The organism is Nostoc sp., from assembly GCF_036919615.1.
Taxonomy (GTDB): Bacteria; Cyanobacteriota; Cyanobacteriia; order Cyanobacteriales; family Nostocaceae; genus Nostoc.
Genome location: NZ_JBALCN010000015.1, coordinates 1 through 25,878, shown reverse-complemented (window position 1 = coordinate 25,878; position 25,878 = coordinate 1). Strand labels below are relative to the sequence as shown.

General features: G+C 44.1%; 30 protein-coding genes and 3 pseudogenes. 22 read left to right on the top strand and 11 right to left on the bottom strand.

Going from position 1 to position 25,878, the window contains the following annotated elements:
• Window positions 1-370: 370 nt before the first annotated feature.
• Window positions 371-511 carry a hypothetical protein gene (locus V7K48_RS06175; protein WP_335070589.1) on the bottom strand — a complete coding sequence of 47 codons (141 nt, stop codon included), beginning with the start codon at window positions 509-511 and terminating at the stop codon, window positions 371-373.
• 42 nt (window positions 512-553) lie between these two features.
• Here V7K48_RS06175 and V7K48_RS06170 point away from each other — a divergent pair, with 42 nt between their 5' ends.
• Both V7K48_RS06170 and V7K48_RS06165 read left to right on the top strand, forming a co-directional pair.
• A complete protein-coding gene (locus tag V7K48_RS06170; RefSeq protein WP_335070587.1) occupies window positions 554-1,906 on the top strand; it encodes a histidine phosphatase family protein in 1,353 nt (450 codons plus the stop codon).
• Between the two features lie 197 nt (window positions 1,907-2,103).
• Entirely contained in the window at window positions 2,104-3,420 is a 1,317-nt protein-coding gene (locus V7K48_RS06165; RefSeq protein WP_335070585.1) for a dihydroorotase, read from the top strand.
• Between the two features lie 48 nt (window positions 3,421-3,468).
• Here V7K48_RS06165 and V7K48_RS06160 read toward each other — a convergent pair whose 3' ends face one another.
• From V7K48_RS06160 to V7K48_RS34880, 4 genes and pseudogenes are all read right to left on the bottom strand, one after another.
• Window positions 3,469-3,987 (bottom strand): GNAT family N-acetyltransferase, encoded by a 519-nt coding sequence (locus tag V7K48_RS06160; protein WP_335070583.1) that lies wholly within the window; start codon window positions 3,985-3,987, stop codon window positions 3,469-3,471.
• A 28-nt stretch (window positions 3,988-4,015) separates the two neighbouring features.
• Window positions 4,016-4,417: a VOC family protein gene (locus V7K48_RS06155; protein WP_335070581.1), complete on the bottom strand. Its 402-nt coding sequence runs from the start codon at window positions 4,415-4,417 to the stop codon at window positions 4,016-4,018.
• Window positions 4,418-4,440: 23 nt separating this feature from the next.
• The gene (locus V7K48_RS06150) at window positions 4,441-4,584 is read right to left on the bottom strand and encodes a hypothetical protein (RefSeq protein ID WP_335070579.1); all 144 of its coding nucleotides are present in this window, start codon (window positions 4,582-4,584) and stop codon (window positions 4,441-4,443) included.
• Between the two features lie 10 nt (window positions 4,585-4,594).
• Window positions 4,595-4,696, bottom strand: a pseudogene (locus V7K48_RS34880) (acetolactate decarboxylase); the annotation flags it as partial.
• A 532-nt stretch (window positions 4,697-5,228) separates the two neighbouring features.
• Between V7K48_RS34880 and V7K48_RS06145 the strand changes: the two are divergent.
• The 15 genes and pseudogenes from V7K48_RS06145 to V7K48_RS06075 all read left to right on the top strand — a co-directional run bounded on the left by V7K48_RS06145 (window position 5,229) and on the right by V7K48_RS06075 (window position 16,571).
• Window positions 5,229-6,176 (top strand): zinc-binding dehydrogenase, encoded by a 948-nt coding sequence (locus V7K48_RS06145; protein ID WP_335070577.1) that lies wholly within the window; start codon window positions 5,229-5,231, stop codon window positions 6,174-6,176.
• Window positions 6,173-6,526: a hypothetical protein gene (locus V7K48_RS06140; protein ID WP_335070575.1), complete on the top strand. Its 354-nt coding sequence runs from the start codon at window positions 6,173-6,175 to the stop codon at window positions 6,524-6,526. The genes V7K48_RS06145 and V7K48_RS06140 overlap by 4 nt, the downstream gene beginning before the upstream one ends.
• 25 nt (window positions 6,527-6,551) lie before the next feature.
• On the top strand, window positions 6,552-7,352 hold the full coding sequence (locus V7K48_RS06135; RefSeq protein ID WP_335070573.1) for an SDR family oxidoreductase: 801 nt from the start codon (window positions 6,552-6,554) through the stop codon (window positions 7,350-7,352).
• 602 nt (window positions 7,353-7,954) lie between these two features.
• The gene (locus V7K48_RS06130; protein ID WP_335070571.1) at window positions 7,955-8,869 is read left to right on the top strand and encodes a TauD/TfdA dioxygenase family protein; all 915 of its coding nucleotides are present in this window, start codon (window positions 7,955-7,957) and stop codon (window positions 8,867-8,869) included.
• A gap of 672 nt (window positions 8,870-9,541) precedes the next feature.
• Window positions 9,542-10,486: a DMT family transporter gene (locus V7K48_RS06125; protein WP_335070569.1), complete on the top strand. Its 945-nt coding sequence runs from the start codon at window positions 9,542-9,544 to the stop codon at window positions 10,484-10,486.
• 145 nt (window positions 10,487-10,631) lie between these two features.
• Window positions 10,632-11,054: an HAD hydrolase-like protein gene (locus tag V7K48_RS06120; protein ID WP_335070567.1), complete on the top strand. Its 423-nt coding sequence runs from the start codon at window positions 10,632-10,634 to the stop codon at window positions 11,052-11,054.
• A 272-nt stretch (window positions 11,055-11,326) separates the two neighbouring features.
• Complete coding sequence (locus tag V7K48_RS06115; protein ID WP_335070564.1) at window positions 11,327-12,058, top strand: sulfite exporter TauE/SafE family protein; 732 nt, start codon at window positions 11,327-11,329, stop codon at window positions 12,056-12,058.
• Window positions 12,059-12,156: 98 nt separating this feature from the next.
• Window positions 12,157-12,315 carry a hypothetical protein gene (locus tag V7K48_RS06110; protein WP_335070562.1) on the top strand — a complete coding sequence of 53 codons (159 nt, stop codon included), beginning with the start codon at window positions 12,157-12,159 and terminating at the stop codon, window positions 12,313-12,315.
• Between the two features lie 15 nt (window positions 12,316-12,330).
• A pseudogene (locus V7K48_RS06105) lies at window positions 12,331-13,185 on the top strand (MFS transporter).
• A complete protein-coding gene (locus V7K48_RS06100; protein ID WP_335070560.1) occupies window positions 13,175-13,384 on the top strand; it encodes a hypothetical protein in 210 nt (69 codons plus the stop codon). The pseudogene V7K48_RS06105 and the gene V7K48_RS06100 overlap by 11 nt, the downstream one beginning before the upstream one ends.
• 125 nt (window positions 13,385-13,509) lie before the next feature.
• Window positions 13,510-14,106, top strand: coding sequence for an oxalurate catabolism protein HpxZ (gene hpxZ / locus V7K48_RS06095; RefSeq protein WP_335070558.1), 597 nt, complete (start codon window positions 13,510-13,512; stop codon window positions 14,104-14,106).
• A gap of 241 nt (window positions 14,107-14,347) precedes the next feature.
• Entirely contained in the window at window positions 14,348-14,911 is a 564-nt protein-coding gene (locus V7K48_RS06090; protein WP_335070556.1) for an NUDIX hydrolase, read from the top strand.
• Window positions 14,912-14,965: 54 nt separating this feature from the next.
• A complete protein-coding gene (locus V7K48_RS06085; protein ID WP_335070554.1) occupies window positions 14,966-15,781 on the top strand; it encodes a class I SAM-dependent methyltransferase in 816 nt (271 codons plus the stop codon).
• Between the two features lie 56 nt (window positions 15,782-15,837).
• On the top strand, window positions 15,838-16,011 hold the full coding sequence (locus tag V7K48_RS06080; RefSeq protein WP_335070552.1) for a hypothetical protein: 174 nt from the start codon (window positions 15,838-15,840) through the stop codon (window positions 16,009-16,011).
• A complete protein-coding gene (locus V7K48_RS06075) occupies window positions 16,008-16,571 on the top strand; it encodes a GNAT family N-acetyltransferase (RefSeq protein WP_335070550.1) in 564 nt (187 codons plus the stop codon). The genes V7K48_RS06080 and V7K48_RS06075 overlap by 4 nt, the downstream gene beginning before the upstream one ends.
• 159 nt (window positions 16,572-16,730) lie before the next feature.
• On the opposite strand, the gene hisC is transcribed toward V7K48_RS06075, so the two are convergent.
• Window positions 16,731-17,801, bottom strand: coding sequence for a histidinol-phosphate transaminase (hisC, locus tag V7K48_RS06070; protein WP_335070548.1), 1,071 nt, complete (start codon window positions 17,799-17,801; stop codon window positions 16,731-16,733).
• A 189-nt stretch (window positions 17,802-17,990) separates the two neighbouring features.
• Here hisC and V7K48_RS06065 point away from each other — a divergent pair.
• Both V7K48_RS06065 and V7K48_RS06060 read left to right on the top strand, forming a co-directional pair.
• Window positions 17,991-18,206: pseudogene (locus V7K48_RS06065) on the top strand (transposase domain-containing protein); the annotation flags it as partial.
• 57 nt (window positions 18,207-18,263) lie between these two features.
• Window positions 18,264-18,974 carry an alpha/beta hydrolase gene (locus tag V7K48_RS06060; RefSeq protein ID WP_335070672.1) on the top strand — a complete coding sequence of 237 codons (711 nt, stop codon included), beginning with the start codon at window positions 18,264-18,266 and terminating at the stop codon, window positions 18,972-18,974.
• A 299-nt stretch (window positions 18,975-19,273) separates the two neighbouring features.
• On the opposite strand, the gene V7K48_RS06055 is transcribed toward V7K48_RS06060, so the two are convergent.
• Window positions 19,274-19,483, bottom strand: coding sequence for a hypothetical protein (locus V7K48_RS06055; protein ID WP_335070546.1), 210 nt, complete (start codon window positions 19,481-19,483; stop codon window positions 19,274-19,276).
• Window positions 19,484-19,572: 89 nt separating this feature from the next.
• On the opposite strand from V7K48_RS06055, the gene V7K48_RS06050 reads away from it, so the two are divergent.
• The gene (locus V7K48_RS06050; protein WP_335070544.1) at window positions 19,573-20,193 is read left to right on the top strand and encodes an rRNA large subunit pseudouridine synthase E; all 621 of its coding nucleotides are present in this window, start codon (window positions 19,573-19,575) and stop codon (window positions 20,191-20,193) included.
• Window positions 20,194-20,389: 196 nt separating this feature from the next.
• Window positions 20,390-20,602 carry a hypothetical protein gene (locus V7K48_RS06045; RefSeq protein WP_335070542.1) on the top strand — a complete coding sequence of 71 codons (213 nt, stop codon included), beginning with the start codon at window positions 20,390-20,392 and terminating at the stop codon, window positions 20,600-20,602.
• Between the two features lie 422 nt (window positions 20,603-21,024).
• On the opposite strand, the gene V7K48_RS06040 is transcribed toward V7K48_RS06045, so the two are convergent.
• The 4 genes from V7K48_RS06040 to V7K48_RS06025 form a co-directional block, all read right to left on the bottom strand.
• A complete protein-coding gene (locus V7K48_RS06040; protein WP_335070540.1) occupies window positions 21,025-21,606 on the bottom strand; it encodes a hypothetical protein in 582 nt (193 codons plus the stop codon).
• A gap of 75 nt (window positions 21,607-21,681) precedes the next feature.
• Window positions 21,682-22,185, bottom strand: a complete 504-nt coding sequence (locus V7K48_RS06035; RefSeq protein ID WP_335070538.1) for a hypothetical protein — start codon at window positions 22,183-22,185, stop codon at window positions 21,682-21,684.
• A 318-nt stretch (window positions 22,186-22,503) separates the two neighbouring features.
• Window positions 22,504-23,886, bottom strand: coding sequence for a diaminopimelate decarboxylase family protein (locus V7K48_RS06030; protein ID WP_335070536.1), 1,383 nt, complete (start codon window positions 23,884-23,886; stop codon window positions 22,504-22,506).
• A complete protein-coding gene (locus V7K48_RS06025; RefSeq protein WP_335070534.1) occupies window positions 23,874-24,464 on the bottom strand; it encodes an asparagine synthase C-terminal domain-containing protein in 591 nt (196 codons plus the stop codon). The genes V7K48_RS06030 and V7K48_RS06025 overlap by 13 nt, the downstream gene beginning before the upstream one ends.
• Window positions 24,465-24,755: 291 nt before the next feature.
• On the opposite strand from V7K48_RS06025, the gene V7K48_RS06020 reads away from it, so the two are divergent.
• Complete coding sequence (locus tag V7K48_RS06020) at window positions 24,756-25,850, top strand: VOC family protein (protein ID WP_335070532.1); 1,095 nt, start codon at window positions 24,756-24,758, stop codon at window positions 25,848-25,850.
• Window positions 25,851-25,878: the final 28 nt, after the last annotated feature.

Sequence of the window (25,878 nt, the reverse complement as noted above, 5' to 3'; positions counted from 1 at the left end):
GAGGGAACCAAATTTCCTATTTCCCTCCTTTATAAGGGGGGATTAAGGGGGGTAATTTGACTTGTGTGATACTAGGGGGCAGGGGTTGGAGGTGGGTGCAATGACTGTGGTTAGCATAACTAAATTATGCGGACATGATATAAGTCCTTCAGAAATTGCCTCGAGAAGAAGTCTCCGACTCTTAATGCCTAATCGGGGGCTGCTGCCTCAAGACTTGCGGCAGAGCCGCTATGAGGTACATTTCCAGCCAGAGACTGGAAACGAGATTTTAAAGGAGTTTTAACCTTAAGTTGACACGCATGACAAATGTACGCCCCTACAGCCATTCATCTGTTGTAAAGATTTTTGTTAATGGTATTAGAGTCAATATTTATGCTTGACTAAAAACACCTTTATTAGGGAAAATCGTTAATACAACGGCGGTTATTGCTGCTGATTCTGCTTCCCCTACGAGAATAAAGTTTTGCAACTGACTCAATCCGCGTTCCTGAGTCGATAATTCTGCAATCATTTTGCAGTAGAATTAATCGTCTAAATACAGGAGGGCTTTGAGATGACTCGTGTCATCATTGTGCGCCACGGTCAAAGTGGTTATAACACCGAGCGGCGTATCCAAGGGCGCACTGATGCGTCAATATTAACCGAAAAAGGTCGTAACGATGCCAGTAAAGTAGGCAAAGCCCTCAGCAATATTTTATTTAATGCCATTTACAGCAGTCCCTTGCAACGAGCCAAACACACAGCAGATATTATCTATAGTGAGTTAGTTACTCATTCTGGACAGTCTGCTGTACTCCAAGTTTCTGATTTGCTGCTGGAAATTGATCTACCTTTATGGGAAGCACTGCTGACTGCTGAAGTTAAACATAAATTTGCCGAAGACTACCGCACTTGGCACGAACGCCCCGACGAACTACGGATGCTGCTTAATGATGCACAAGGGACAAGAGAACATTTTCCCGTTCTTGCTTTATACGAACAAGCACGGCAATTTTGGCAAGAAACTTTATCCCACCATCAAGGCGAAACTATTCTCATTGTGGGACATAACGGCATTAATCGCGCCCTGATTAGCACAGCGCTATCCATCCCTGCAAGTCGGTACCATTCAATACAGCAATCTAACTGTGGCATCACCGTACTAAATTTTGCTGGGGGATTGGGCGAACCAGTCCAGCTAGAGTCGTTAAATCAGACGCAACACACCGGAGAATCTTTACCCTCATTACGACCGGATCATCAAGGAATACGGTTATTACTGGTGCGTCACGGCGAAACCGACTGGAATCGCCAAACCAGGTTTCAAGGGCAAATTGATGTCCCCCTCAACGACAACGGCAGACAACAGTCGCAAAAAGCAGGCGCATTTCTTCAAGAGGTAGCGATTGATTTTGCCGTAAGTAGCACAATGCTACGTCCTAAAGAAACAGCAGAGATTATTCTAAAACACCATCCTAATGTAAAGTTAGACTTGCAAAATGATTTGAGAGAAATCAGCCACGGACTCTGGGAAGGGAAATTAGAAACAGAGATAGAGCAAGAGTTTCCGGGAGAATTGCAGCGCTGGCGGATAGTACCGGCCCAAGTGCAAATGCCTGAAGGGGAAAATTTGCAACAAGTGTGGGAGCGCAGCGTTGCAGCTTGGCAATCAATTGTGCAAGCTGCATCAAGTAATCAATTTAAAACTGTATTAGTAGTAGCTCATGACGCTACTAACAAAACGTTGCTTTGTTATATTCTGGGTTTATCGCTGGAAAATTTCTGGAATTTTCGCCAAGGTAATGGCGCAGTCAGTGTTATCGACTACCCTTCTGGAATCGATGGTTTACCAGTATTGCAAGCGATGAACATCACCACTCACTTGGGTGGAGGCTTACTAGATAAAACAGCAGCAGGGGCATTGTAATAAAGTTAGGAGTTAGGAGTTAGGAGTAGAGACGCGATTAATCGCGTCTGTACAAAAGTACGATTAATCGCGTCTGTACAAAAGTGTGATTAATCGCGTCTGTACAGGAGTGACAAATAAAGTGAGAAGTGATGAGGGAGGAACAAATAACTCCTAACTCCTAACTCCTAATTCATAACTCATAACTAAAAAGTTTTATGACTGAACTGCTGCAACAAGTACGGGTGATTGACCCAGTTTCTGAAATCGACGAACTCTTTGATGTGCTGATTGCTGATGGTTATATCCAAGCTGTGGCTTCGCGCATTTCTGATATCAGTTCTGATACTCAAATCAGAGATTGTCAGGGATTAGTTCTTGGTCCTGGATTAGTGGATTTGTATAGCCACTCTGGTGAACCAGGGTTTGAAGAACGGGAAACCCTCTCATCTTTTTTACAAGCTGCTGCTGCTGGCGGCTTTACCAGAGTTAACATTTTACCCGATACATCCCCAGTTATTGATAACCCTGCGCTTGTGGCACAGTTGCAGCAGAGGAGAGAGGGACAAGGAGGCAATTTTTCTCCCTTGTCTCCCCCCTCTCCCTTGTCCCCCCCCTCTCCCTTATCTTCTCCTCTCCCCCTGCTTCATCTCTGGGGTGCTATCACCCTAGATGTTGCTGGGAAGCAAATGACGGAATTGGCAGATTTAGCATCTGCTGGAGTTGTTGGTTTTACGGATGGTAAGCCCTTAGAAAATTTGGCGCTGGTGCAGGGAGTGTTAGAGTATCTCCAGCCGTTAGGTAAACCAGTAGCATTTTGGCCTAGCGATCGCCAATTAGCAGCAAATGGTGTAATGAGAGAAGGGCCTGATGCTCTGCGTTTCGGTTTACCCCCAATACCCGCCAGCGCTGAAACTACTGCGATCGCAGCTTTGTTAGAATTGGTTGCAACCATAGGCACACCAGTCCATATTATGCGTGTCTCCACATCTCGCAGCGTGGAATTAATTGCCTCAGCTAAGGCTGCTGGTTTACCCATCACCGCCAGCACTACATGGATGCATCTTTTACTTGATACAAAAGCAGTTAAGAGTTATAACACCAGCTTGCATTTAGACCCGCCTTTAGGTAATCCCAGTGATGTTGTAGCGTTGCGTGCAGGGGTGCGTGCGGGTGTAATAGATGCGATCGCTATTGACCACACACCCTACAGCTACGAAGAAAAAGTCCAAGCTTTTGCCGAAGCACCGGCTGGGGCAATTGGTTTCGAGTTAGCATTACCCTTGCTGTGGCAGCATCTCGTTGAAACTGAGGAATTTACAGCTTTAGAATTATGGCGGGCATTGAGTAGCCGTGCAGCAGAGTGTTTGGGGCAGAAAATCAGTGCGATCGTACCTGATCAACCAGGGGAACTTACTTTATTTGATCCCCAGAAAATCTGGAAAGTCGAACGGAAAAGCCTTTATACACTTTCACAAAATACACCTTGGTTAGGACAACAGTTGAAGGGTCATGTTGTGCAAACCTGGTGTTGAAAAATGCAAAACACTCTAAGATTTATCTAATTTGAATTTAATTATCTATCAGCCTTTTCGATACTGTACTTCGTGGTTAAATTCATCTTGGTTAGACTGAATATTTTGAAAAAATGTCGAGCGGACAAATCCCAGATTATGCAATAAAGCAATAGAACGGTGATTTTGAACATTAACTTCAGCGCAAAAATTAAGATTTTGGTATGTCTCAACTAAATAATTAATCATCCACTTCACCGCTTCGCGTGCATAACCTTTTCCCCATGAATTAGGAAAAAACACATATCCAAGGATTGCACTGTTATCTACAGTAATTGTTGCTTGAACATATCCAACGTAGCATTTCTCTACAAAAGACCAGACAGCCCAATTCAACCAAATTTCTGTTCCATCTGGTGATTGACGACGTGCCAACACGATGTAGCGATCGCGAAGCGATTCAACACTTTGTGGCGGTATATCTTCAATAAAGTCGTATATACTCGCACTTTGTAATCCATCAAAAAGCAGTTCGGCATGATCCGGTTTTAGTGGTTCTAAACAGAGTCGTTGAGAGTATATTTTCATCTTGTGATCTAACCCTGGACTAACATTGTTAAACTTCTCTACCACCTGTATGTGAAGAAGTCAACTTCAATAGATAGCCGTCTGGCCCAGTCAAGGTAAATGAACTGTGGATTCTGCCTGGTTCGATCTCAGAAACAGTCAGTCCCCACTTCCTAAAAGTCTCTCTGGTGACAGAAACATCATCTACCATCAGATCAAAAGGCGCATTCATTCCAGGAGCGATCGCCTCTGAAGTTGTTCTCAAAACTAAGTGCGTTCCTCCCCGTAATTCTAAAACAGCTAATTGTTCTGATTGGGTGATTAGCCGCAGCCCTATCTTGATAAAAAAATCGCTAGCCTCCGATACATTACTCACATGTAATCTCACATGACCAATCGCCACAGGGGGACGGGTATCCTTTTGTTTTGCAATAGTTTCTGATAGTGACATAGCTTTAATCCAAAAATATTTAGTTACCGTTCAACTCTGTTGATTTTAGTAGGTTTGCCATCTCCCAAATCAGCTTGGTCAAATTTGCCCAAAACGACCAAATTTATCTCAACTTTTGATAGAGTATCAACTTCTACTTTAGCATTTTGGAATTGTGATAACTCCATCAACTTTTACTTAGTAAAACTTGCCATCAAATCTAATCATTTCTCCATCAAGAGAATTTACTGATCCCAAACCAAAACCAGCGGATTTTTTCAACTGCTTAAAATTAGTATTACCGTCAAAAACTCATCCTGCCAGAGCGCTAATTGTAAATGTTGAAAATAGGATATTTAATAACGGATTTTACAGAGTTTTTCCTAGCATAATCATAGCCAATAATACAGTAAGGGCTAAAATATTTATCCATAAATAACGCTTGAGTTTTATCGGATAAGACAGATAAAATTTATTAATTTTAAATTCCTCATACTTCACACCAGAATCCATAGACGCTTAAAAGGCGACTTCTCGTAGTCAGGTAGGAGGTTGACAGCGACTAGCTTACAACACACCAATAGATACAAGCATTCATGAAACAAATCTTTTTGCAAGGTGCTTGATTCTTTCGGCTGTCTGTGATAGGTTTCTTTTTACATTCTACAAAATACTATAAGCCTATTAAGTTACCGTAGTTTATGAAATTTTGTTAACCTAGTTACAGGATTTGCAGTTAAGAAGAAATAGTTAATCTATCGAGCTTATCTATTGCAGGCAGTACATTGCGAACCAACGAACTAGAAATTAATCTCTAAGCCAGGGCAACCTTATGAGCAAAATACGTGCTGTGATTGTTGATCCCAATGTGCCGGGGCGTTTGGCACTGAGTGAAGTGACTGCACCAAAGCCCGCTCCAGATGAAGCTTTAGTGCGGGTAGCAGCAATTTCCCTGAATCGGGGAGAGGTGAAACGTTCAACTTCTGCTGAGGCTGGTTGGCAGCCTGGTTGGGACTTGGCAGGTGTGGTAGAAACCCCCGCTGCCGATGGTTCAGGGCCTCCCCAAGGGGCGCGTGTAGTTGGCTTTCGCCGTGCCGGTGCTTGGGCAGAACTCGTGTCTGTTGCCACCAACGCCTTAGCAGAACTGCCACCATCGGTATCCTTTGCTCAAGCTGCCACACTGCCTGTAGCAGGTTTAACCGCTTATCATGCTGTGCTTAAAGGCGGTTCGTTGTTAGGTCGCCCAGTTCTGGTTACAGGTGCATCAGGAGGTGTTGGTTACTTTGCTATCCAATTGGCGCGGCTGTCAGGGGCGCACGTCGTGGCACACATTCGGCAGGCTGGCTATGAGACTCTGGTCAAGGAAGCAGGGGCACAATCGGTGGTGATTAGCGAAGACCTCTCACCCGCAAGCGAGTATGGCCCCTATCATCTAATTATAGAGTCAGTGGGTGGTAAGACTTTGGGGGTAGCCCTTAGCTTACTGGCACAGGATGGAAAAACTGTGTTGTATGGAGTGTCTGGGGGAGATGAAGTGACATTCAACGCTGCCCAATTCTTTGGGACTGGTAGTGTAAGCCTGTATGGTTTACGTCTGTTCGATGAACTGAGATTTGAATCAGCCGCAGTCGGTCTAAAACGGCTTTTGAGTCTAGTAGAAGCAGGTCAGTTGCGTCCTCACATTGATTTAGAAGCTTCTTGGACACAAATAGCTGATGTAGCGCAACAACTACTCGACAGGCGTTTTCCTGGCAAAGCTGTGTTGCACATTTCCAATTGAGTATTACGAATTATGCTGACTTCTGGTTCAAACTAGATCAGCTTGTAGCCGCTAGTAATCTCAAGATAGATCGCCCAAAAGGGACATCACATCCACATTATCCATCCTTAGTTTATCCACTGGACTATGGATACTTGGAAAATACTCGCTCTGGAGATGAAGCCGATATCGATGTCTGGATAAGTAGTTTGTCTGGTAAAAAAGTCACCGCCGTCATTTGTAGTGTTGACTTGGAAAAACGGGATACAGAAATCAAAATACTTCTGGGTTGTACATCAGGGGAAAGCCAAGTCATCTTGGACATCCACAATACAGGCTCTCAATCGGCAATATTATTGGTTCGCAAGTAAATTACATTTTTGAGCGTAACTGTGTATGAGTTTAGAGCTAAAACTATCAGGTAAAACAGCAATCGTCACCGGAGGAAGTGCCGGAATTGGTTTAGCCACCGCCAAAGCACTCTATAGTGAGGGTGTGAATGTAGTGATCGCAGCCCGCAATCAAGAAAGACTAGAAAATGCAGTAGCTGACATCCAGTCTCTACCCACACTAGGGGCGAAAGTAATTGCTATCAGCGCCGACTTGACTAAAGCTGAAGATGTTGAGAAAGTTGTTTCAACTACCTTGGCCCAGTTAAGTCAGATTGATATCTTGATTAATAATGCAGGTTCAGCCCGTGCTGGATCTTTCCTAGAATCAACTGATGATTTATTTTTGGATGCTTGGAACTTAAAATTATTGGGCTATATCCGCCTAGTTAGAGCCGTCGTCCCCCATCAAAAAAGTCGGGGTGATGGGCGGATTGTCAATATAGTTGGCGGTGCAAAACGGACACCTCGTCCTAACTTCCTAGCTGGTGGCACAAGCAATGCAGCTCTGCTCAACTTCACAAAGGGCATTTCTAAAGAGTTAGCCGAGTACAAGATTCGCATTAATGCCATATCGCCCGGTGCTACAGCTACTGAGCGTGCTGAGACTTTAGCTCGGCAGAATGCCGAAGCGCAAGGGATCACTGTCGAGGAAGTGAAGGCACAAAATATCCAAAGTATTCCTTTAAAAAGAATCGCCCAGCCAGATGAAATTGCTGCGCTGGCATTATTTTTGGTGTCTGATCTTGCTGCATCGATTACAGGAACAGAGATTATCGTTGATGGCGGATCTACCCCTGGTGTTTAGCAGTTCAAAGGAATCATTCAATTTTAGATTTTGAATTTTAAATTTTGGATTGAAGGAAAAATTTAAAATCTAAAATCCAAAATTGAATGGCTGCTGACTACCTAAATAAAAACATTAGTCTTTGCAAGGTGACTTATAAAATCTCTTTTTTCTCTCTGCGCCCTCTGCGTCTCTGCGGTTAAAAAATCTTTTATTTAACCACAGAGGCACAGAGAAGCCAGTGCGTTGGGCGGGTTCCCCGACTTGTACTCCTACGGGGAAGCAAGCTACGCGCAGCGTCTCCCCTTCTCCTAAAGGGAGAGGCTAGCGCCTGCCGTAGGATGCCCAAAGGGCTGTAGGGAGAAGCAACTGGCGCGACACAGAGTTAATATCATGTCCGCTTGATTACTTATAAAACCCCAAGAACCCCACCCCGCCAAAGCTACGCTTTGTCTCCCCTCCCCGCTTGCGGGGAGGGGCTGGGGGTGGGGTGCAACGATTGTGGGAATCATAACTAATTACCCGGACTTGATATAAGAGGTTAAAGAGGAGTTTTTTGATCCAAATTTTCACCCACCTTAAAAAGGCTAGTCCCAAACATAAACTTCTTGGAGATAAAAAACATGGGTTCTCAATACTTTGATATCAAACCAGTTGCAGGACGTATCGGTGCTGAAATTATTGGTGTTAATCTGAGTTCTAACCTCAGCGATGACATCATCAGCGATATTCGCAAGACTCTAGTCAAATACAAAGTGATCTTTTTCCGTGGTCAGCAACAACTTGATGCTGCTGGACAGGTCGCCTTCGCTCGTCGTTTCGGTGAAGTCACTACAGCCCACCCCACTGTACCAGCGCTGCCAGAAAATCCAGAAATCTTAGACCTGAATTATGGTCGCACCACTTCCCGCGCCAATAACTGGCATACCGATGTGACATTTGTAGACCGTCCTCCTCTCGGCTCTATCTTACGATCGCTTGACATTCCCCCGACTGGTGGCGACACAATCTGGGCAAACTCAGTAACTGCCTACCAAGATTTACCTACCCATCTGCGTAATCTCGCAGACCAACTTTGGGCAGTACACAGCAACAAATTCGACTATGCAACTGCATTCGACCTACCTGAAGATGCCAAGGCTTACCGGGCTGTCTTCACCTCGACTGTATACGAAACTCTGCACCCAGTTGTACGCATCCATCCCGAATCTGGAGAGCGGGGGCTATTCATCGGCGGATTTGTGCGCCAGTTCCGTGGCTTATCAACAACTGAATCAGATGATATTCTCCGACTGTTACAAGCCTATGTAACACGTCCTGAGAACACAGTCCGTTGGCGTTGGCAAGTTGGTGATGTAGCCTTTTGGGACAACCGAGCTACTCAACATTATGCGATCGCAGATTACGGCGACCAGCCCCGCCACGTTCAACGAGTCACAATTGTCGGTGACCTCCCAGTTGGCATCGATGGTAAACAAAGTGAAGCTATCAAGGGAGACGCTTCTCAGTACAACCGACACCAGGCTGTGACTGCGTAATACTTGAGCATCTCGGCTTCTCTACGAGACGCTACGCGTAGCTTGCTTCCCCGTAGGGGTACGCTCGATGGAGCCGGGGTCGTTGGCGCAGCCTCTCGTAAAGAAGTATTGGGCATTGGGCATGGGGAATAGGGGATGAGTCTTTGATACTCGCCGACAAGTCTTTGATATTCGCTGACGAGTCTTTGATACTCACAGATGAGTGTTTAATACTCGTGAATGAGTCTTTGATACTCGTGAATGAGTCTTTGAACTCCGTGAACGAGTCTTTCAACTCCGTGAACGAGTCTTTGATACTCGTGAACGAGTCTTTGATACTCGTGAACGAGTCTTTCAACTCCGTTCACGAGTCTTTGAACTCCGTGAATGAGTCTTTCAACTCCGTTAATGAGTCTTTCAACTCTACTCCCCTGCCTTCTCTCCCTGTTCCCCACTCCCCTTTGCTGGCACAGAGGGCTGAACGAGGCAAATTTGACATGGTTTTCCTCGCAGATGGTTTCGCTATATGGGATAGAAGTTCTGATTGAATAACTGGCAGTGTTTTTGAAGCGACGGCTTTGATTTCCTCAAACTTTATCTGATTTGTTAGGTTTTAACAATACAATCAGGTCTTCTCTAGGGAAACTTTTTATCGTGTTGGGCATCCTAACGGTTCTACTATCCTCCTTTGTTTTGACGTTTCACAACGTTACTGTCCGAGTTTTGTTTTCAGAACATCTTGTACTGGGTTTATTTTTACTTGGTGGATACGTTAAACCGGATTTGCAGAATTCATTCTTGCTGATGTTCATGCGAATGCTGTTAGTGGTTCCACTCATGGCATCTCTATCATTTAAGCTATATCCATCTGCTCTTAAAGAATTAAAATACTTATTCAATCGCGATGCCTCCGGCGCACTACATGAACGCAGGGATATTCTAATCCAAGCTCTTGGCTGTGGGGTACTGATGTTTGTGTATATTGCCTCACTCTACATTGCTATTGGCTTAATTCCCACAGGCATTGCCTTGACCCTGTTCTTCACCTATCCCGTATTTACAGCGTTGCTGTCTTGGAGGTTTTTTGGCGATCGCCCCACATTGTTCCGTTGGCTAGTGATCGGTATTATTCTAGTGGGAAGCGCTCTCACCATTCCCCAATCTTCTGCCACCTACAGCAGTCATACCATTGCGATCGGCATTTTCGCTAGTGTTAGTGCTGGAATCGTTTACGCCTTTTATTGCATCATTGCTCAAAAATGTTTAGAAAAATTCCATCCAGTTCCCTTTACCTGGATCAGTTTTGCCTGCACTCTACTGCTCTCCGGTGCTAGCTTACTGTTCTGGCCAGCTAAAAGCGCCCAACTTGACTGGACACCCCTATGGATTGGCAGCATATTTTCGGGTCTGGTCAGCTTTATTGGACACACTCTAAACAATGTGGGGATTCGCATGGTTGGCGCATCTACCGCCTCCATAATTGGCTCTAGCAGTCCAGCATTGACGGCACTAGTTGCATGGGTAACTATTAGCGAAACTTTAAACGTGATTCAGAGCGTGGGGATTGGTATTGTCACATTGGGGATTGCGTTACTTAGTGCCGAAGGTTTTGTTAAATCGCTCAAAAATAGGAGTTAAATTGTGATCAAGCTGGGACTGGAGAGCGGGGATTGGAGCTTTTAGAATATTTTATGTAATATCAATTATCCAAAATCAAGCTACAGATGCTCTCCTGTAAATCCAGAACAAATTTGACTTTGTTAATTACGAATTTATATAAAATATGCCTGACTCCGCTGTCCTTTTTGATTTAGATGGGACATTAACAGATCCTAAGCTTGGTATCACTTGCTGCATTCAGTATGCTCTATCTGAACTCGGTTACAAACTACCAGATGCTGAGGAATTGCATTGGTGTATTAGTCCACCACTGAAAGACAGCTTTTCGCAGTTACTGAAGACCTTAGATGGCACAGTAATTGAACAGGCTATTTCACTGTATCGTCGTCGCTTTGCCACCATTGGATTATTTGAAAACTCCCTTTATCCCCAGATTCCAGAAATTCTAAAAGCCATTTGTTTTGCTGGTTATAAAACTTTTGTTGCGACTTCCAAGCCATACATTTATGCTATGCGGATTATTGAATATTTTGGCTTGCCGTTGCTTTTTGATGATGTTTATGGTAGTGAACTTGACGGAAGTTGAAGCGTTAAAGGCGACTTAATTCACCATATTTTATTAACAGAAAAACTTTTACCTTCCACTGTGGTGATGGTAGGCGATAACTTTGTTAAGCTTTCCTGCGGAACGCTGCGCGAACGCTAACGCTCACATGACATCATTGGAGCCAAGCACCATCACATTGCTTCAATTGGCGTTACCTATGGCTATGGAACTGAGGAGGAATTAAAAGCTCATGGTGCTGACTTGATTGCCCATTCTCCAAATGATATTCCCAGACTTATAATTCGTAAATAATGCCGCCATCTTTAACACTTTTCCATAGTTTACTTCTGTTTAGTACCGCTTTCATTGCAGGCGGGTTAAACGCTGTCGCGGGTGGTGGAAGCTTTATCACCTTTCCAACTCTCATCTTTACAGGTGTATCCCCGATCGCAGCTAACGCCACGAATAATACCGCGATTTGGGTGGCTGCTCTAGCAAGTGCTGGAGCATATCGTCAAGATTTAGACATCAAGCGGCGAGATTTTTTACTTTTATGTGGTGTCAGTTTAGTTGGTGGCATAATCGGCTCCGTAGCTTTGTTATATACATCACCAGATGTGTTTAAAAAGCTTATTCCCTATCTGTTACTGTTAGCAACCCTGGTGTTTACCTTTGGTGAACCTTTCAAAAAGTGGTTGCAGCGTCAAAACCAGAAGTCATCGCCTGAGTCTGTACCCTTGTTTAATTTGGTACTGGCTCAACTAGCGATCGCAATTTATGGCGGTTTCTTCGGCGCAGGTTTAGGGATTTTAATGCTGGCGACTCTGACATTTTTAGGTATCAAAAGTATTCACCCAATGAATGCTTTTAAGACATTTTTAGGGAGTTGTGTCAATGGTATTGCGATCGTTCCATTTATTTTTGCAGGTGTGATTGCTTGGCATCAAGTGATTTTAATGGCCATGGGTGGCTCCCTCGGTGGTTACTTAAGCGCCCACTATGCCCGTAAACTTGAACCGCACTTAATTCGGAATTTGTCATGATTGTTGCCTTTAGCATGACTGCCTACTTTTTTATTCACGGTTAAGGACTGGGAACTACTGAGGGGTGATGTATGGAAGCATCAAGAAAATCACAGGTCATGCTTCGTGCTTTTGGCTCCAGAAATTTTCGCCTGTACTACATAGGTCAAGCAATTTCTCTGATTGGTACGTCAATGACTCAAGTGGCTACTAGTTGGCTGGTGTATTGCCTCACCGATTCCGCCTGGTTGCTGGGCCTGGTGGGCTTTGCTAGCTAAATTCCCACTCTTGTTTTGATTCCTCTGGGTGGAATTATCACCGATCGCACGAACCGTCACCACATTTTGGTTGTCGCCCAAATTCTAGGGATGCTTCAATCTTCAGCTCTGACTTGGCTGGCATTGAATGGTACTATTAACGTCTGGCAGATTGCACTTCTTGGTGTGTTGCAAGGGATAATCAACGCCTTCGATATTCCTACCTGACAGGCATTTCTACCAGAAACGGTCAGTAAGGAAAATCTTGGTAATGCGATCGCCTTGTACTCCTCCCTGGTTAGTGTTTCAGTAATGCTTGGGCCTGCGATGCCTACGGCGGCAAGCTACGCAGGCTTGTTAATTGCGGCGGTGGGATCGGGGCTTTGTTTCCTGATCGATACTATCAGTTACGTTGCCGTAATTATTGCCCTCCTGGGAATGTAACTGACATCCAAAACAGACGTCATTTCTGAGCGCAAACCTTTAGAAGAATTAAAAACTAGTTTTAACTATGCCTTTGGATTTTTGCCAATTCGATCAGTCTTGATTGGTTCAGCTTTAGTCTGCTGTGTGTGGGGATTTTACTTAGCTTTGGGGCCGATTTTTGCTAAGGAGATTTTGCAGGGCGGGCCTAACAGCTTCGGCTTCTTGATGACAGCTTCCAGTGTGGGAACCTTAGCTGGTGGTATCTATTTAACTAGGCATAACAATGTACTGGAGTTGGGTAAAGTTCTGGCATTGGGCATAGGCTTTATGGGGGTAAGCCTGATTGTCTTTGCCCTATCCCGTATGTTCTGGCTTTCGCTGCTCTCCTTGTTGGCAGCTGGTTTCGGCTTTATTTTGCAGATTAATTGCCGGACGCACTTTACTTCAATTGTTGGTGAGCGATGAAAATCGTGGGCAAATTACAGGTCTTTACGTTATGGCATCTACAGGCGCAGTAGCTATAGGCAACTTAATAGCTGGCGCACTAGCAAGCAAAATTGCTAGTGGCAATACTGTCATCCTTGGTGCAAGTATTTGTATTGCAGGCTCAATTTTCTTTATGCAGCAAATCTCCATCTTTCGTGACCAAATAATTCGTAATTAATTCAGGTATGATCGCCCCCTATTCATTGTTTTAGCCTTAACCCAAGCGTATCGATTTAGGGACTTCCAAATAAAAAAATGTCCTAAAACTGACGCAAAAACCTTCTCATTTCTCCTCTCTCTGTGTTGCGCCAGTTGCTTCTCCTATCGGAGACGCTGCGCGAACAAGTCGGGGAACCGCAAGGGCGCACTGGCTTCTCTGTGTCTGGAGTGGTAGCCTGCGGCAAGCCGCTGCGCGTCTACGTTTATTTGGATAATTTATTTCTTGGAAGTCCCTTATGCTCAGAGTGCAATTACGTGTTACGAATTAACAATTACGAATTAGAGCGAAGCGATATGACTACCGTAAATGATCCTACTGTTGTAACTGAAGTAACTGATTTGTACCTCAAGTATGAAGAAGCTCTTTGTAATAACAATTTGGAGGTGATGGATAGCTTGTTTTGGGATGGGGCAGAAGTGGTACGGTTTGGGATCACAGAAAACCTCTATGGCGGTGATGAAATTCGTAAATTTCGCGCCTCTCGTCCAAGCCCGAAAATAGAGCGAGAAATCTCAAATCTCAAGGTTGTAACCTTTGGGAAAGATGCAGCAACAGTAACTTTAGAGTTTTACCGCAATATTAATGGTGTAGAACGTTTCGGGCGACAAAGCCAGACTTGGTATAGGTTTACCGAAGGATGGAAAGTGGTTTCAGCCCATGTTTCATTATTGCCAGTGTGAATTTCAAATCCTCGTATTGCTGCCACAAAAATCTGCGTGACAGCAAAAAATCCAGTGATTCTAGTAACATGCATTCAATGAATTAAACATGACAGTGGCTTTAAGGGAAAATGTACAAAGACTAGTTATAGTTAAACATTCGCTTTCAGAAAAAATAGTGGGTGGCGATAGTACTACCTTTACTAGATTTAAAATTATTAGAAATAATTAATGCCATCAGCAGACAAATATAGGTTTAAATATGGTGCATTCATTTGATTGGATTTTATTAAAATCTAGGCATGTAGTGAAAGACAGATGGATTTCAGTCCGGTCTGATATTTGCCAAATGCCTAACGGAACAATAGTTGCCCCCTATTATGTTCTGGAATATCCAACGTGGGTAAATGTTGTAGCTTTAACAAAAAATCAGGAAATTGTATTAGTAAATCAATATCGTCACGGTCTGAAAAAAACAATTTTAGAATTGCCTAGCGGTGCTTTAGAGGTAGAAGATATTTCGCCACTAGCAGCAGCAAAACGCGAACTATTGGAAGAAACAGGTTACACTAGCAATAATTTTATTGAAACTGGTATACTATCACCAAACCCAGCGAATCATACTAATCTAACCCATTTTTTTTTAGCAACAGATGTAGAATGTGTAGCTGATTTGAAGTTAGACGTTACAGAACAAATTGATGTAGTTTTATTACTTATAGAAAAGCTAATCAAAAATATTGATAATGGTATATTGCTGCAAACATTACATATTAGTTCATTATTCTTTGCTCTAAAAAAACTTGGTAAAGTGCAATTTTCTTAGTCTTCTGACTGTATTTGCCTTTGTCAATAACCATCACAAAAGGATAAAAGATATATGACTGCAACAATTTCATTTGATCGCGTTTCTGATATCTACGATGCTACACGGGCACTACCCCCAGGTATTTCCGAGCAAATCACAGATTTTATCCTCAATCTAGTTTCACCAACAGCAGAAACCAAATTCTATGAAACAGGTATCGGCACTGGTAGAATTGCTATCCCGATCGCAAAAAGAGGCTATTCTTACACTGGTGTCGATATCTCTGAAAAAATGCTAGCTGAGTTGCACCAAAAGCTAGAGGGTGTGTCTCACCAACTTACAGCAATCAAGGGAGATGCAACTTCTCTACCATTTGCTGATAACTCTTTCGATGTGGCGTTGACAGTTCATGTGTTTCACTTAGTTTCTGCTTGGAAGCAAGCACTAGCAGAAATTCGCCGAGTTCTCAAACCAGGGGGAATTTACCTCTACACTCACGGTAATATGAATTTTAGCAAAGTTAATGAAGATGTGAATCAGGGTAGGTTCGATTTTCAGCAACGTTGGCAAGATATTATTGCTAGCTATGATTACCCTTTACCTGGCTATGGTGCAACACAAGAAGAGGTTTTAGGTGAGTTGCACGAACAAGGAGCAAATTTGGAAACAGTGGTTGCAGCCAAATGGCGATCTGAACTGACTGTAGGTAAATTGCTTGAATATTATAGAAACAAGGTTTATGGCAATACCTGGCACATCCCAGATGATATTTTTGCCCGTGCAATTCAAGATTTGCAAGACTGGGCTTTGCAACACTACGGCTCTTTAGACTACGATTTGTCTGGTGAAAGTAAGTTCAAGATTGTTGTAGTAAGCAACTGGGCTTAATACAGTTTTGCACAGAAGCGTAGCATTTTGAATGCAGGGGAACACATTAACATTGTTTGAAATGCATTGGCATTGTATCGGGATACATTAACAATGCATTCCAACAAATTAACAATGCAGCCGACGCATTAACAATGCAAGCCGATGCATTGGCATTGCAGGGTATTGCCAAATTTAATTCGCTACGAATTAATGAAATGCTGTACTTAGATTGGATTGAACTCTCATGATATTGGAAACCGATCGCCTACTATTGCGGGAAATGACGTTTTCTGATCTCGATGCGCTACTGCTTGTCCTCGGTGATGCAGAGTCGATGCGCTACTATCCAAAGCCGTTTGACCGCGAGATGGTGCAAAAGTGGATTGATCGGCAGCGCCGCAACTACGCACAGCACGGCATGGGCTTGTGGGCGATGGTTCTCAAGGCGACGGGCGAGGTAATCGGCGACTGCGGACTAGTTTGGCAGGAAATCGAGGGACACCAAGAACTCGAAATTGGATACCACGTCCGCCGTGACCAACAAATGCAGGGTTACGCAACTGAAGCTGCATATGCTTGCCAGGACTACGCCTTTAACATCCTGGGTCGCAGCGATCGTGTCATTTCCCTGATTCGTCCAGAAAACATTCCCTCTCGGCGTGTAGCTGAAAAGAACGGTCTCAAGGTCGTTCAAGAGACACTCTGGCGTGATATACCGCACTATATATATGCTGTGCAGCGCTCAGAAAGTAAACTTCATGCAACAAGCAATTTATCAGAAACAGAGAAGTCAAAATTCAAGGCGTAGCCGAGGTTTTAGATCCTCTTGTTCTCATAGCATTTCTTTGTGAGGCTGCGCCAAATTTTCTTTCTTTGTGTCCTTCTCTACGAGACGCTACGCGTAGCTTGCTTCTCCGTAGAAGTATGCGCCCTTTGCGGTTCGTTTCTTATATAGTTTGGCGCATTTTCATACAGAATTGGTATCAGTCTCTAACAAATAAATCAACGCCTCCACTAAAGCCTGATTTTGTTCATCGGTGCCAACAGTAATGCGTAATTTATCATCTAGTCCAGGCTGCTTGAAGTAGCGGATTAAAATTCTCCGCTCCTTCAGTTTTTGATAGAGATATTCTGCATTTTCTTCTCTTGGCTGTGCTAACAAAAAGTTAGCTTGAGAATCCCAAAGATAAAAACCTAATTGTTTTAAGTCTGTTGCTAACTTAGTCCGTGATGCTTTAATCTTTGCCACACAAGCATTTTTATAAGCTTGATCGGTAATCGCAGCCGTGCCAATTGCACAAGCGATCGCATCAATGTTATAGCTATCCTTCACCTTAAACAATCCTTGCAACAGTTTGGGATTTGCGACTCCAAACCCCAGACGCAATCCTGCCAATGAGTACCCTTTAGAAAGTGTGCGAATTACGATGATATTTTCGTATTCCTTTACCAAAGCCAATGCATTCTCTTCGGTAAAATCTATATATGCTTCGTCAATCACTAAAACTCCAGATAACTGGCTGGCTAATTTTCGCAGATCATTTGTTGCTACCACATGCCCCGATGGACTATTAGGTGACGCAATGAATGTCACAGAACCATCGACAGCAACCAGTTCTTTTAAAGGTAAATTGTATTCTTCGCTGTAGGGAATCTCAATAATTTCCGCAGCTTGCATTTCTGCCAATGTGCGATATAGCACGTAAGTTGGCATCGGATAAACTACTTTCTTGCCAGGTTCTGCACAGGCTCGAATCACCACACTCAACAATTCATCACTGCCATTTCCAACAATGATCCAATCACTAGGAACTCCTAAAACTTTACTTGCAGCTTGCCGAAATTCTTCCCCGAAAGGTTCTGGATACCGCCGCAACCACTCGCCATCAATATTTTGCAATACAGCTAATGCAGCAGGGGAAGGAGGATAGGGGTTTTCGTTGCTGTTGAGTTTAATAATCTGTGTACCGCGTTGGGGCTGCTCACCGGGAATGTAGCTAGCCATTGCATTAACATTGGAGCGAAAGTAGTTAGTCATAGAGCAATACGGTTCAGTTAAGCCTCAAAGTCATATAGACTAAAGGGTATTACCAAGAATGGAAATAAAATATAGTGCATCTCAAAGAATTCTCACTCGTGTCTCCCAAGATACAAGCTACTGAGATATTCAAAGCAATAGAGATAGACATCCCAACAGAGGCAATCGAACAAGCGATAAGCCTACGGCATGGCTTCTCTACGTTCGCGCAGCGTGTCGCAGACAGACGCTCCGCGAACGCTTACCGCTAAAACCAAAGTCGAAGAAGAACGCCATCGGTCGTTACCAGCACAACTGATAATTTGTCTAATAATAGCAATGAGTTTGTGGTCTAAAGACTCAATGCGAGATGTACTAAAGAACCTGATTGATGGACTTTCAGACGCATTGCTACAATTAATTGAATGGAAACTGACAACACCGCCCGGGAGATCCGCGCCGGAGCAAGGAGAGAAGACGGAGATGGTGGAGATCCTGTTCGTGCACGGCGCACTCGTCCGGGATGGCGCATGGTGGTGGCAGCGGGTCGCCGAGCGAATCCATGAGCGAACCGGCACGGTGAGCCGGGCGGTCGAGCTGCCGTCCTGCGGCGAGGGCGCCATACCCGGCGCCGCCGATCTGCTCGAAGATGCTCGGGCGCTGTGCGCCGCACTCGATAACGTGGACGAGGCCGTCGTCGTCGGGCACTCCTACGGCGGCACGGTGATCGCGGAGGGCGCCGACCACCCTGCCACTCGCCACCTGGTGTACATCACCTCGTACCTGCCGGACGTGGGGCAGTCGCAGGCCGACATCATGAGCGGCGAGCAAGACCCGGTCGGGGTTGCGCCGGACGACGACGGCACAGTCCGCATCGCCGGCTACACTGCTTCATCGTTCGGCGATCGCTTCTGGCAGGACCTGACAGACGAGGAGACCCGAGCCAAGGCGTGGGATCGTCTCACTGCACAATCGGTAGGCGCCTTCGGGACGCCGACGACCCGAGCGGCGTGGCGGGGCAGGCTCTCGACGTACTTCGTCTGCACGGAGGACTGTAGCACCTCCCTCGCCTTGCAGCGCTTCCACGCCGGTCGGGCCACTCGCTCGATCGACCTTGCCGCCGGCCACCACCCGTTTCTGTCCCGTCCCGACCTCGTGGCCGAAGAGCTCATCCGAGTGCTACGCACCGATTGACGGCACGACGACGATCAGCGAGCCAGCGACCGGCGCCTTCGCGCTTCGTCGGCTGAGGATTCTGCTGACGGCAGATCCAGCGCCCCGATCTTCAGCTTCCCACTTGCTGGGGAAATTAATTGAATGGAAACAAGCAGCGAGGAGAGCTTTTAATGACAATCGGCTCGTCTCCCCACTCGCTAGGGAAATTAATTGTAGCAACCTGCAATAATAATCGTTAGAGATGAGCGTCCGTTCTTTTTCCCCTATAAACACATCTTAATGTGGGGGCGTATTTGAAGGCTTATTTTCCATAGGACTTACGCACCAGTTACCGAATAACGTAGACGCATTCGCGGAGCGTCTGTCTGCGACACGCTGCGCGAACGTAGAGAAGCGGCTTGCCGCAGGCTACCGCAGAGGCGCAGAGAAGCCAGTGCGCCCTTGTGGTTCCCCGACTTAAAGCAACTGGCGCGACACAGAGAAATCAGAGTTTCAGAGATATTTTGCGTAAGTCCTATTCCACTCAAAAATGTTTAAGTTCCGTTAGAGAATAGAAGCAGGGAGCAAGGAGCAGAAGAGTAACAGAAGAATAACAATGCCCAATGCCCAATGCCCAATGACAAATCATTACCGATATATTATTTTTTACAAACCTTATGGCGTTCTCAGCCAGTTTACAAAAGATGCTCCCACACATAGCACCCTGAAAGATTATATTGATGTACCTGATGTGTATCCTGTGGGACGCTTAGACTGGGATAGTGAAGGGTTGCTGCTGTTAACGAACAATGGGCAATTGCAACATCGCCTCGCCCATCCGCATTTTGGTCATAAACGTATTTACTGGGTGCAGGTAGAGCGAATTCCAGATGCAGATGCGATAAAAAGGTTGCAAACAGGTGTAGAAATTCAAGATTACCGCACTCAACCAGCAGAAGTTAGGCTCTTACCAACAGAGCCACAGCTACCTGAACGCACCCCGCCGATTAGATTTCGCAAAAATGTCCCGACAGCTTGGCTGGAAATGAGCTTGACAGAGGGAAAAAATCGCCAAGTACGGCGCATGACTGCGGCTGTAGGGTTTCCAACTTTGCGACTGGTCAGAGTCAGCATCGCCCACCTACAATTAGATGACCTACAATTGGGTCAATGGCGCGATCTCACTACATCTGAACTCCAATTTCTGCATAATTTCAGTAAATCGAAAAGTTTTCCTCCAAAGGCGAATGCTCTCTAACAGGAATAAGATTTTCTGTTGTGAGCCAGCAATTTCCAGTCTGAGGGGCATTTTGCACATTTGAGATGCGATCGCTGCGACGGGCTACGCCTACGCATTTTGGCTATATCACAATACGCTTGGCTTTGTCAAAAATTGTAGCAACTGTATTAAAAGTCAAACGTAGGCATAACCCGTCTTAGACATCACTTTGTTTGTGGAGATTTATGAAAGCGATTACACCTGTGTACTTGATCGCGGTGCAACAAAGTTTGAAGTACCTCAACACGACTTCGGAGTACCTCAACACGACTTCGGAGTACCTCAACACGATTTTGGAGTACTTCAACACGACTATCAAGTACCTCAACATGACTTCGAGGTATCTGTTGCTTATATAGCAGTCTTTAAATCATTCGTGAGAATTTGAGATCGTTTTAACCCCCCTGTAGTCCCCTTTGGTAAGCTACCGTGTATATACAAGTCGAATTACCCCCCTTAATCCCCCCGATATATTGGGGGAAACCGAAAATCTAGTTCCCTCCCCTTTATAAGGGGAGGGTTAGGGTGGGGTAATACGAGAGTCTAAACCCAGATTTAAAGCTATTTTAAACTTGTGTATACACCGTAGCCTTAACAAGGGGGACGACTCAGACATTGAGATCAAAAGTGTGATGCCTGCTCTGGGCTACGCCATCGCCTGATATTGTAGGTTGGATTAAGCAAAGCGCAATCCAACAAAGCCCCGGAAATGTTGGGTTACCCTGCGGGATCTTGCTACGTTCCTCAACCCAACCTACGCAGCTACACAGCTTAAGGTTTTTGGCGCTAACCCAAGCGTATTGGGCTATATCAACCAAAACTTTGAACAATATACATATCATTACCCGTATCACCTACTAAAAGCAAGCTACTATCATCACTTTCTAAATTTAGATTGCCAGTAATACCCTTTTGGAGAACTTTAATTATTCTTTGGGGAGTGCAAGATTCTAATTCCACAAACTTTCCTGATTCTAACCATGCTAATTCTTCAGCGGATAAACTTTGACGAACTTCTTCAGGCAATTGTTTAGCTACTTGTGCTGATTCTGGAGAGGATTGAATAAATATTCCGCGCTTAGTAGCGATAATTTGACGTGGCGTTAGTCCAATATCAATAATTACAATATTACTATTGAGAAACCAATTAGCGTTAGTTCGCAAATTATGAATTAAACCAATTCCTTGGGAATTGCAATCATGCAATGCATAGACTTTCAAATCGGGATTACGGCGCAGCATTTGCATTGTAATGTCAAAAATACTTTGAGGATATCCAGTAATGCTGAGAATTGCACAGTTATTTTCAAAGTGAAAATTATTAGCAATTAATAGTTGAGCAATGGCAGCACTATCACAAACGACTAATCTATCAAAACTGTAAGCAGTCACATCAGGATTAACCGTAGCTGGTGTATTCTCCTGGTTTGAAGAAGGAAGAATTTTGAGAATTGAACCATTGATTTGCTACCAGCTGTTTAGCCAATCTTTAACTTGAGATTGAGAAAATAACAATTCCTGTGTTATTAATCTAATTCTACCTAACTGTCGAGTTCCTAAGTATATCGATAGCATTCCTATAGTAACGCCGATGACAAATATAGCAAATAAATTTACTGTTATACTAAATAAAATTTCTCCCACAAAAATGATTCCTCCAAGAATTTGTAAAGCCCTGGCATTTGCCTGACGAGCTTTGTTATTGAGCTTCCTAGACTTACTAGATTTTAAAAATATTAGAATCAGAATCAAACTTAAAATAAACGGTACTGTAAAAGAACTAGGAATCGCCGTAAAAAAGCTAAGGATTAGAAATGGAACCAACCAGATAAATCCTGAAAATGATTTAGCTCTCAGACGATTATCTAACAAGTACAACAGTTGCTTTGGTGTAAAAAATAAGGTATTGTTTGCAGAAATGTCAGCGATCGCCTTTACAAAAAAAGGGTCAGTAATCTTAACATTACTCATACTGGTCGGTTCAAATGCAAAGGGATGATTGCATTTTATACACCGACCTTGATTAGTTGTCCGGTCTTTTAGTTTATTGTCAGTTCCGCAGTTAATACACTTCATATTAGTTGTTTTATATTAGTTATTAAGAGCCAGGAAAAAATTATTTATCTTCTTTGTAATTCGTTATTCTTTAAATCTAACTTAGGACTTACGCAAAAAACCTCTCAAACTCTTATTCCTCCGTGTCCTCTGCGGACTCTGTGGTTCGATTTTCCGTTACCTGTGCGTAAGTCATGTAACTATCTCTCCCAAATTTAAGATATAAAATAGTTCTTAACTTAATACCTGATTTGCTAATAGAACACTGTAGTCTTCTCGTTGGCGAATCAAGCGATGTGTGCCATTTTCTAGCAAGACTTCCGCAGGTTTGGGGCGGTGTAAAAAGTGAGATGACATGGCATAACCATAAGCACCGACATCTAAAATAGCAACGATATCACCAATTTCTAGTACTGGGAGTTGACAATTTTTCCCCAGATAATCTCGTGAATATGTGGTGTTACCACAAATATCAGTTGTAAATAAGGAGACGCGATTAATCGCGTCTGTACAAGAGATGCGATTAATCGCGTCTGTACAGGAGTGAGGAATTAGGGATTTGTCTGCTTGCTTCCAAGTGACAATTTCTCGGTAGCCGCCGTGGACTGAGGGTACTGAAAGATTAGCAATGGTGGTATTAACTCCGACAATCTGTTTTTTTCCTTGCCATTTCACAGAAACAACTTGAGCAAGTAAAGTTGCACATCCGGCGATCGCAGCTCGTCCCGGTTCAATCACTAAATCAATTTCCCGTCCTAAACTAGTAAATCTCTGAGTTAACTCAGCCCCAAAGATTTCCCAGTCAAAGGCTGCTTTGTTGTGATGATAAGGGTAGCCAAAACCACCACCAAAATCTAAATATTCCCAATCTGGTAACTGTTGTGCTGTGGCAATTACTGTATCAATCACCTGGGTGAAAGCGGCTGTAGCATTAGTTCCAGTCCCTCGATAAAAGTGTAAACCACTCAGCTTTAGTCCAACCTCACCAGTTAAAGCGATCGCATCACAAAATTCTTCAGGACGCACACCAATTCGGCTATCCCCGCTAATTTCCGGCAAATTGAGGCGTAAACCTAGCCGAATAGATTTCTCTGTGCCTTTGGGCAAAACTTCGCAGCACAACTGCAACTGAGCAAGGCTATCAAGATTGAGAGTTGTAACTCCCCAATTCAGAATTTGCACCATCTCAGCCCGATTCAAATTGCTGCCGCTATAAACAATCTCACTAGGATCGAAACCAGCTTGCAATCCCAGGTAAATATCTCCTGGCGTATTAGCATGAAGTCCCCACCCAAATAAGTGAAAAATTTTTAACAGTGCAATGTTGCCATTAGTAACACTCGCAAAACGAAATTGCGTGCGCGGATAGCTGACTGCTTTGGTAATCCGTTCAATAATTTCGTGCAAGCGATCGCCCTGATAAACATAAAGCGGAGAACCGTAGATAGTTAGTAACTCCTGGGCAAGTTCCCTGGAGAATAGGGTAGATGAGGAAGATTGGGGGATTAATTGCTCACTCCCAACTCCTGTACAGACGCGATTAATCGTATCTCTTGTACAGACGCGATTAATCGCGTCTCTACTCCCTAACTCCTCACTTTTATCTAACCTTGCCATCGCTTATAACTCCTCCATAGCCAACGAGGTAACCAAAACGGATGATCCCAGGACTGTTTGTTTAGCTCTTCATTTAAAACATGCGATCGCCAAAGTTGCCACATAATAAGTAACCAGAGTGTTTCACCAATTCGACGGCCTTGAATAGCTGCTCCTAGTTTGCCTCCAACGATTTGAGCTGCGATCTGCGGATAAAAGTGATTGTTAGTGCGAAGTATCTCTGGATTGAGCCAGATACCCAGCTGATGCCAAAAATCATTTAAACACCAAGAAGTTAAGGGAACCCCCATACCACGTTTTTGCCGCCAGACAATTTCCGGCGGGAGCCAATTTTCTACAGCACACTTGAGGATATATTTTTCACAGGCTCCTTGTAAGCAGAGTTCTCCAGATAGGCGGAATGTCCACTCAGCTAAAGGTAAGTCACAAAAAGGCGATCGCACCCATAATCCATGAGCAAACCCTAATGCAGTCGCACGGGGATGGATATTCTGTGCCCCTTTGAGCATCAGATTGGCACAGCGAAGGTGATGCAGCAAAGATGGACACTCATCATGGCGATTCTTGATGACGTGCAATCAGAAAAACTCTATATTCAGTCGCATCTCACTTTTGTAGGTACATCATAAGCTACAAAATAAAGTTGTTGCTTTTCAGATCCTTTCTGAGATACTTTTGTAAACCCTTTCTCTCGTTCCTATGCTCTACATAGGAATGCATTCATTGAGGCTCTGACTCAATATATTACTAGAGGCAGCGCCCCTAATCAGCTATTCCCATGCTTTGCATGGGAACGAGGAACGAGGAAACGAGTAATTTTGATAATTTTGACCCAATCTAAAATCTAAAATCTAAAATCCAAAATTCGTATGACTCAAGAACAACAAACCGCAATAGAAGGTATCTATGAAGTGTGTATCGGCATCCCAGAGCCAATTTCTGCAATTCAGTATTGGGAGCAATTTGGCTATCGCATTGGTCAAGTGGGTGAATTAACCGCAGATGTAGCCAATCAATTATATGGTGTGAATTCATCTTTACGCTCAATCCGCCTCTACCACCAAAATGCAGATCATGGTTTGATTCGGCTGATGGTTTGGCAAAATCCTACCCATGAAGGTTTAGGAACAGCGTCGATGAAAATTAAGGGAAACCGTTGGGCGACAAGCTTAACAGCAGATTTGTTAAGTATATTAAATCATATAGAGGATGCAAAAGCCGCAGGTTTGCCTATTCGGCATACTAACCCTTATTGGGAAGTCATCTACAACAAAGAGAGGAAAAGCCGTCCTTTTATTGAGCCAGCAGTTGGTGTGCGCGAAATGCTACTACTGCAACCCTTAGCTCGCCAGGTTTTATTTCAACGGTTTGGCTATACACTACCAAATTACGGACAAGTTAACCACAATGCTGCTCTCAAGGTTAGTCAATTTACCCATATGGGGATCATCGTTCAAGATGACAGCAAAGAAACCCTGAAGTTTTATGAAGAAGTTTTGGGTTTGCTGCGTGTGCGTGATGATGTCGAAACTAGCTATGAATCTTCGCCAGCCGGTCGAGATATTTTTGACCTTAACCCTGGTGAAAAGTTTATTGTCACTACCTTTGATGATCCCCGTTCTTCTAAGTCTGACCTGATGGCTGCACGCAGTGGTAGGCTTTACATCATTCGATTCCCAGAAGATATTAATTTAGAATCGCGCTTTGAGGCAGCCCAACCAGGTAGCTTGGGTATGTCTTTATATACCTATCGGGTTAAGGGAATACAGGAGTATTGCGATCGCATCAAAGCAAGTAATGTACAAAAAGTTACAGACATCATTAGTAATGAGTTTGGCGAGACTAGTTTTTCCTTTGTTGCGCCAGATGGCTATTTCTGGACTTTGCTAGAAGGTAATTATCCCTCTTCTGTCACTTTCCGGAATAAGCAAGTAGTAAATAAGCTAAATCATCCAGAAGCATAACAGGGTTTAAATTGATTCATGGCAGCAA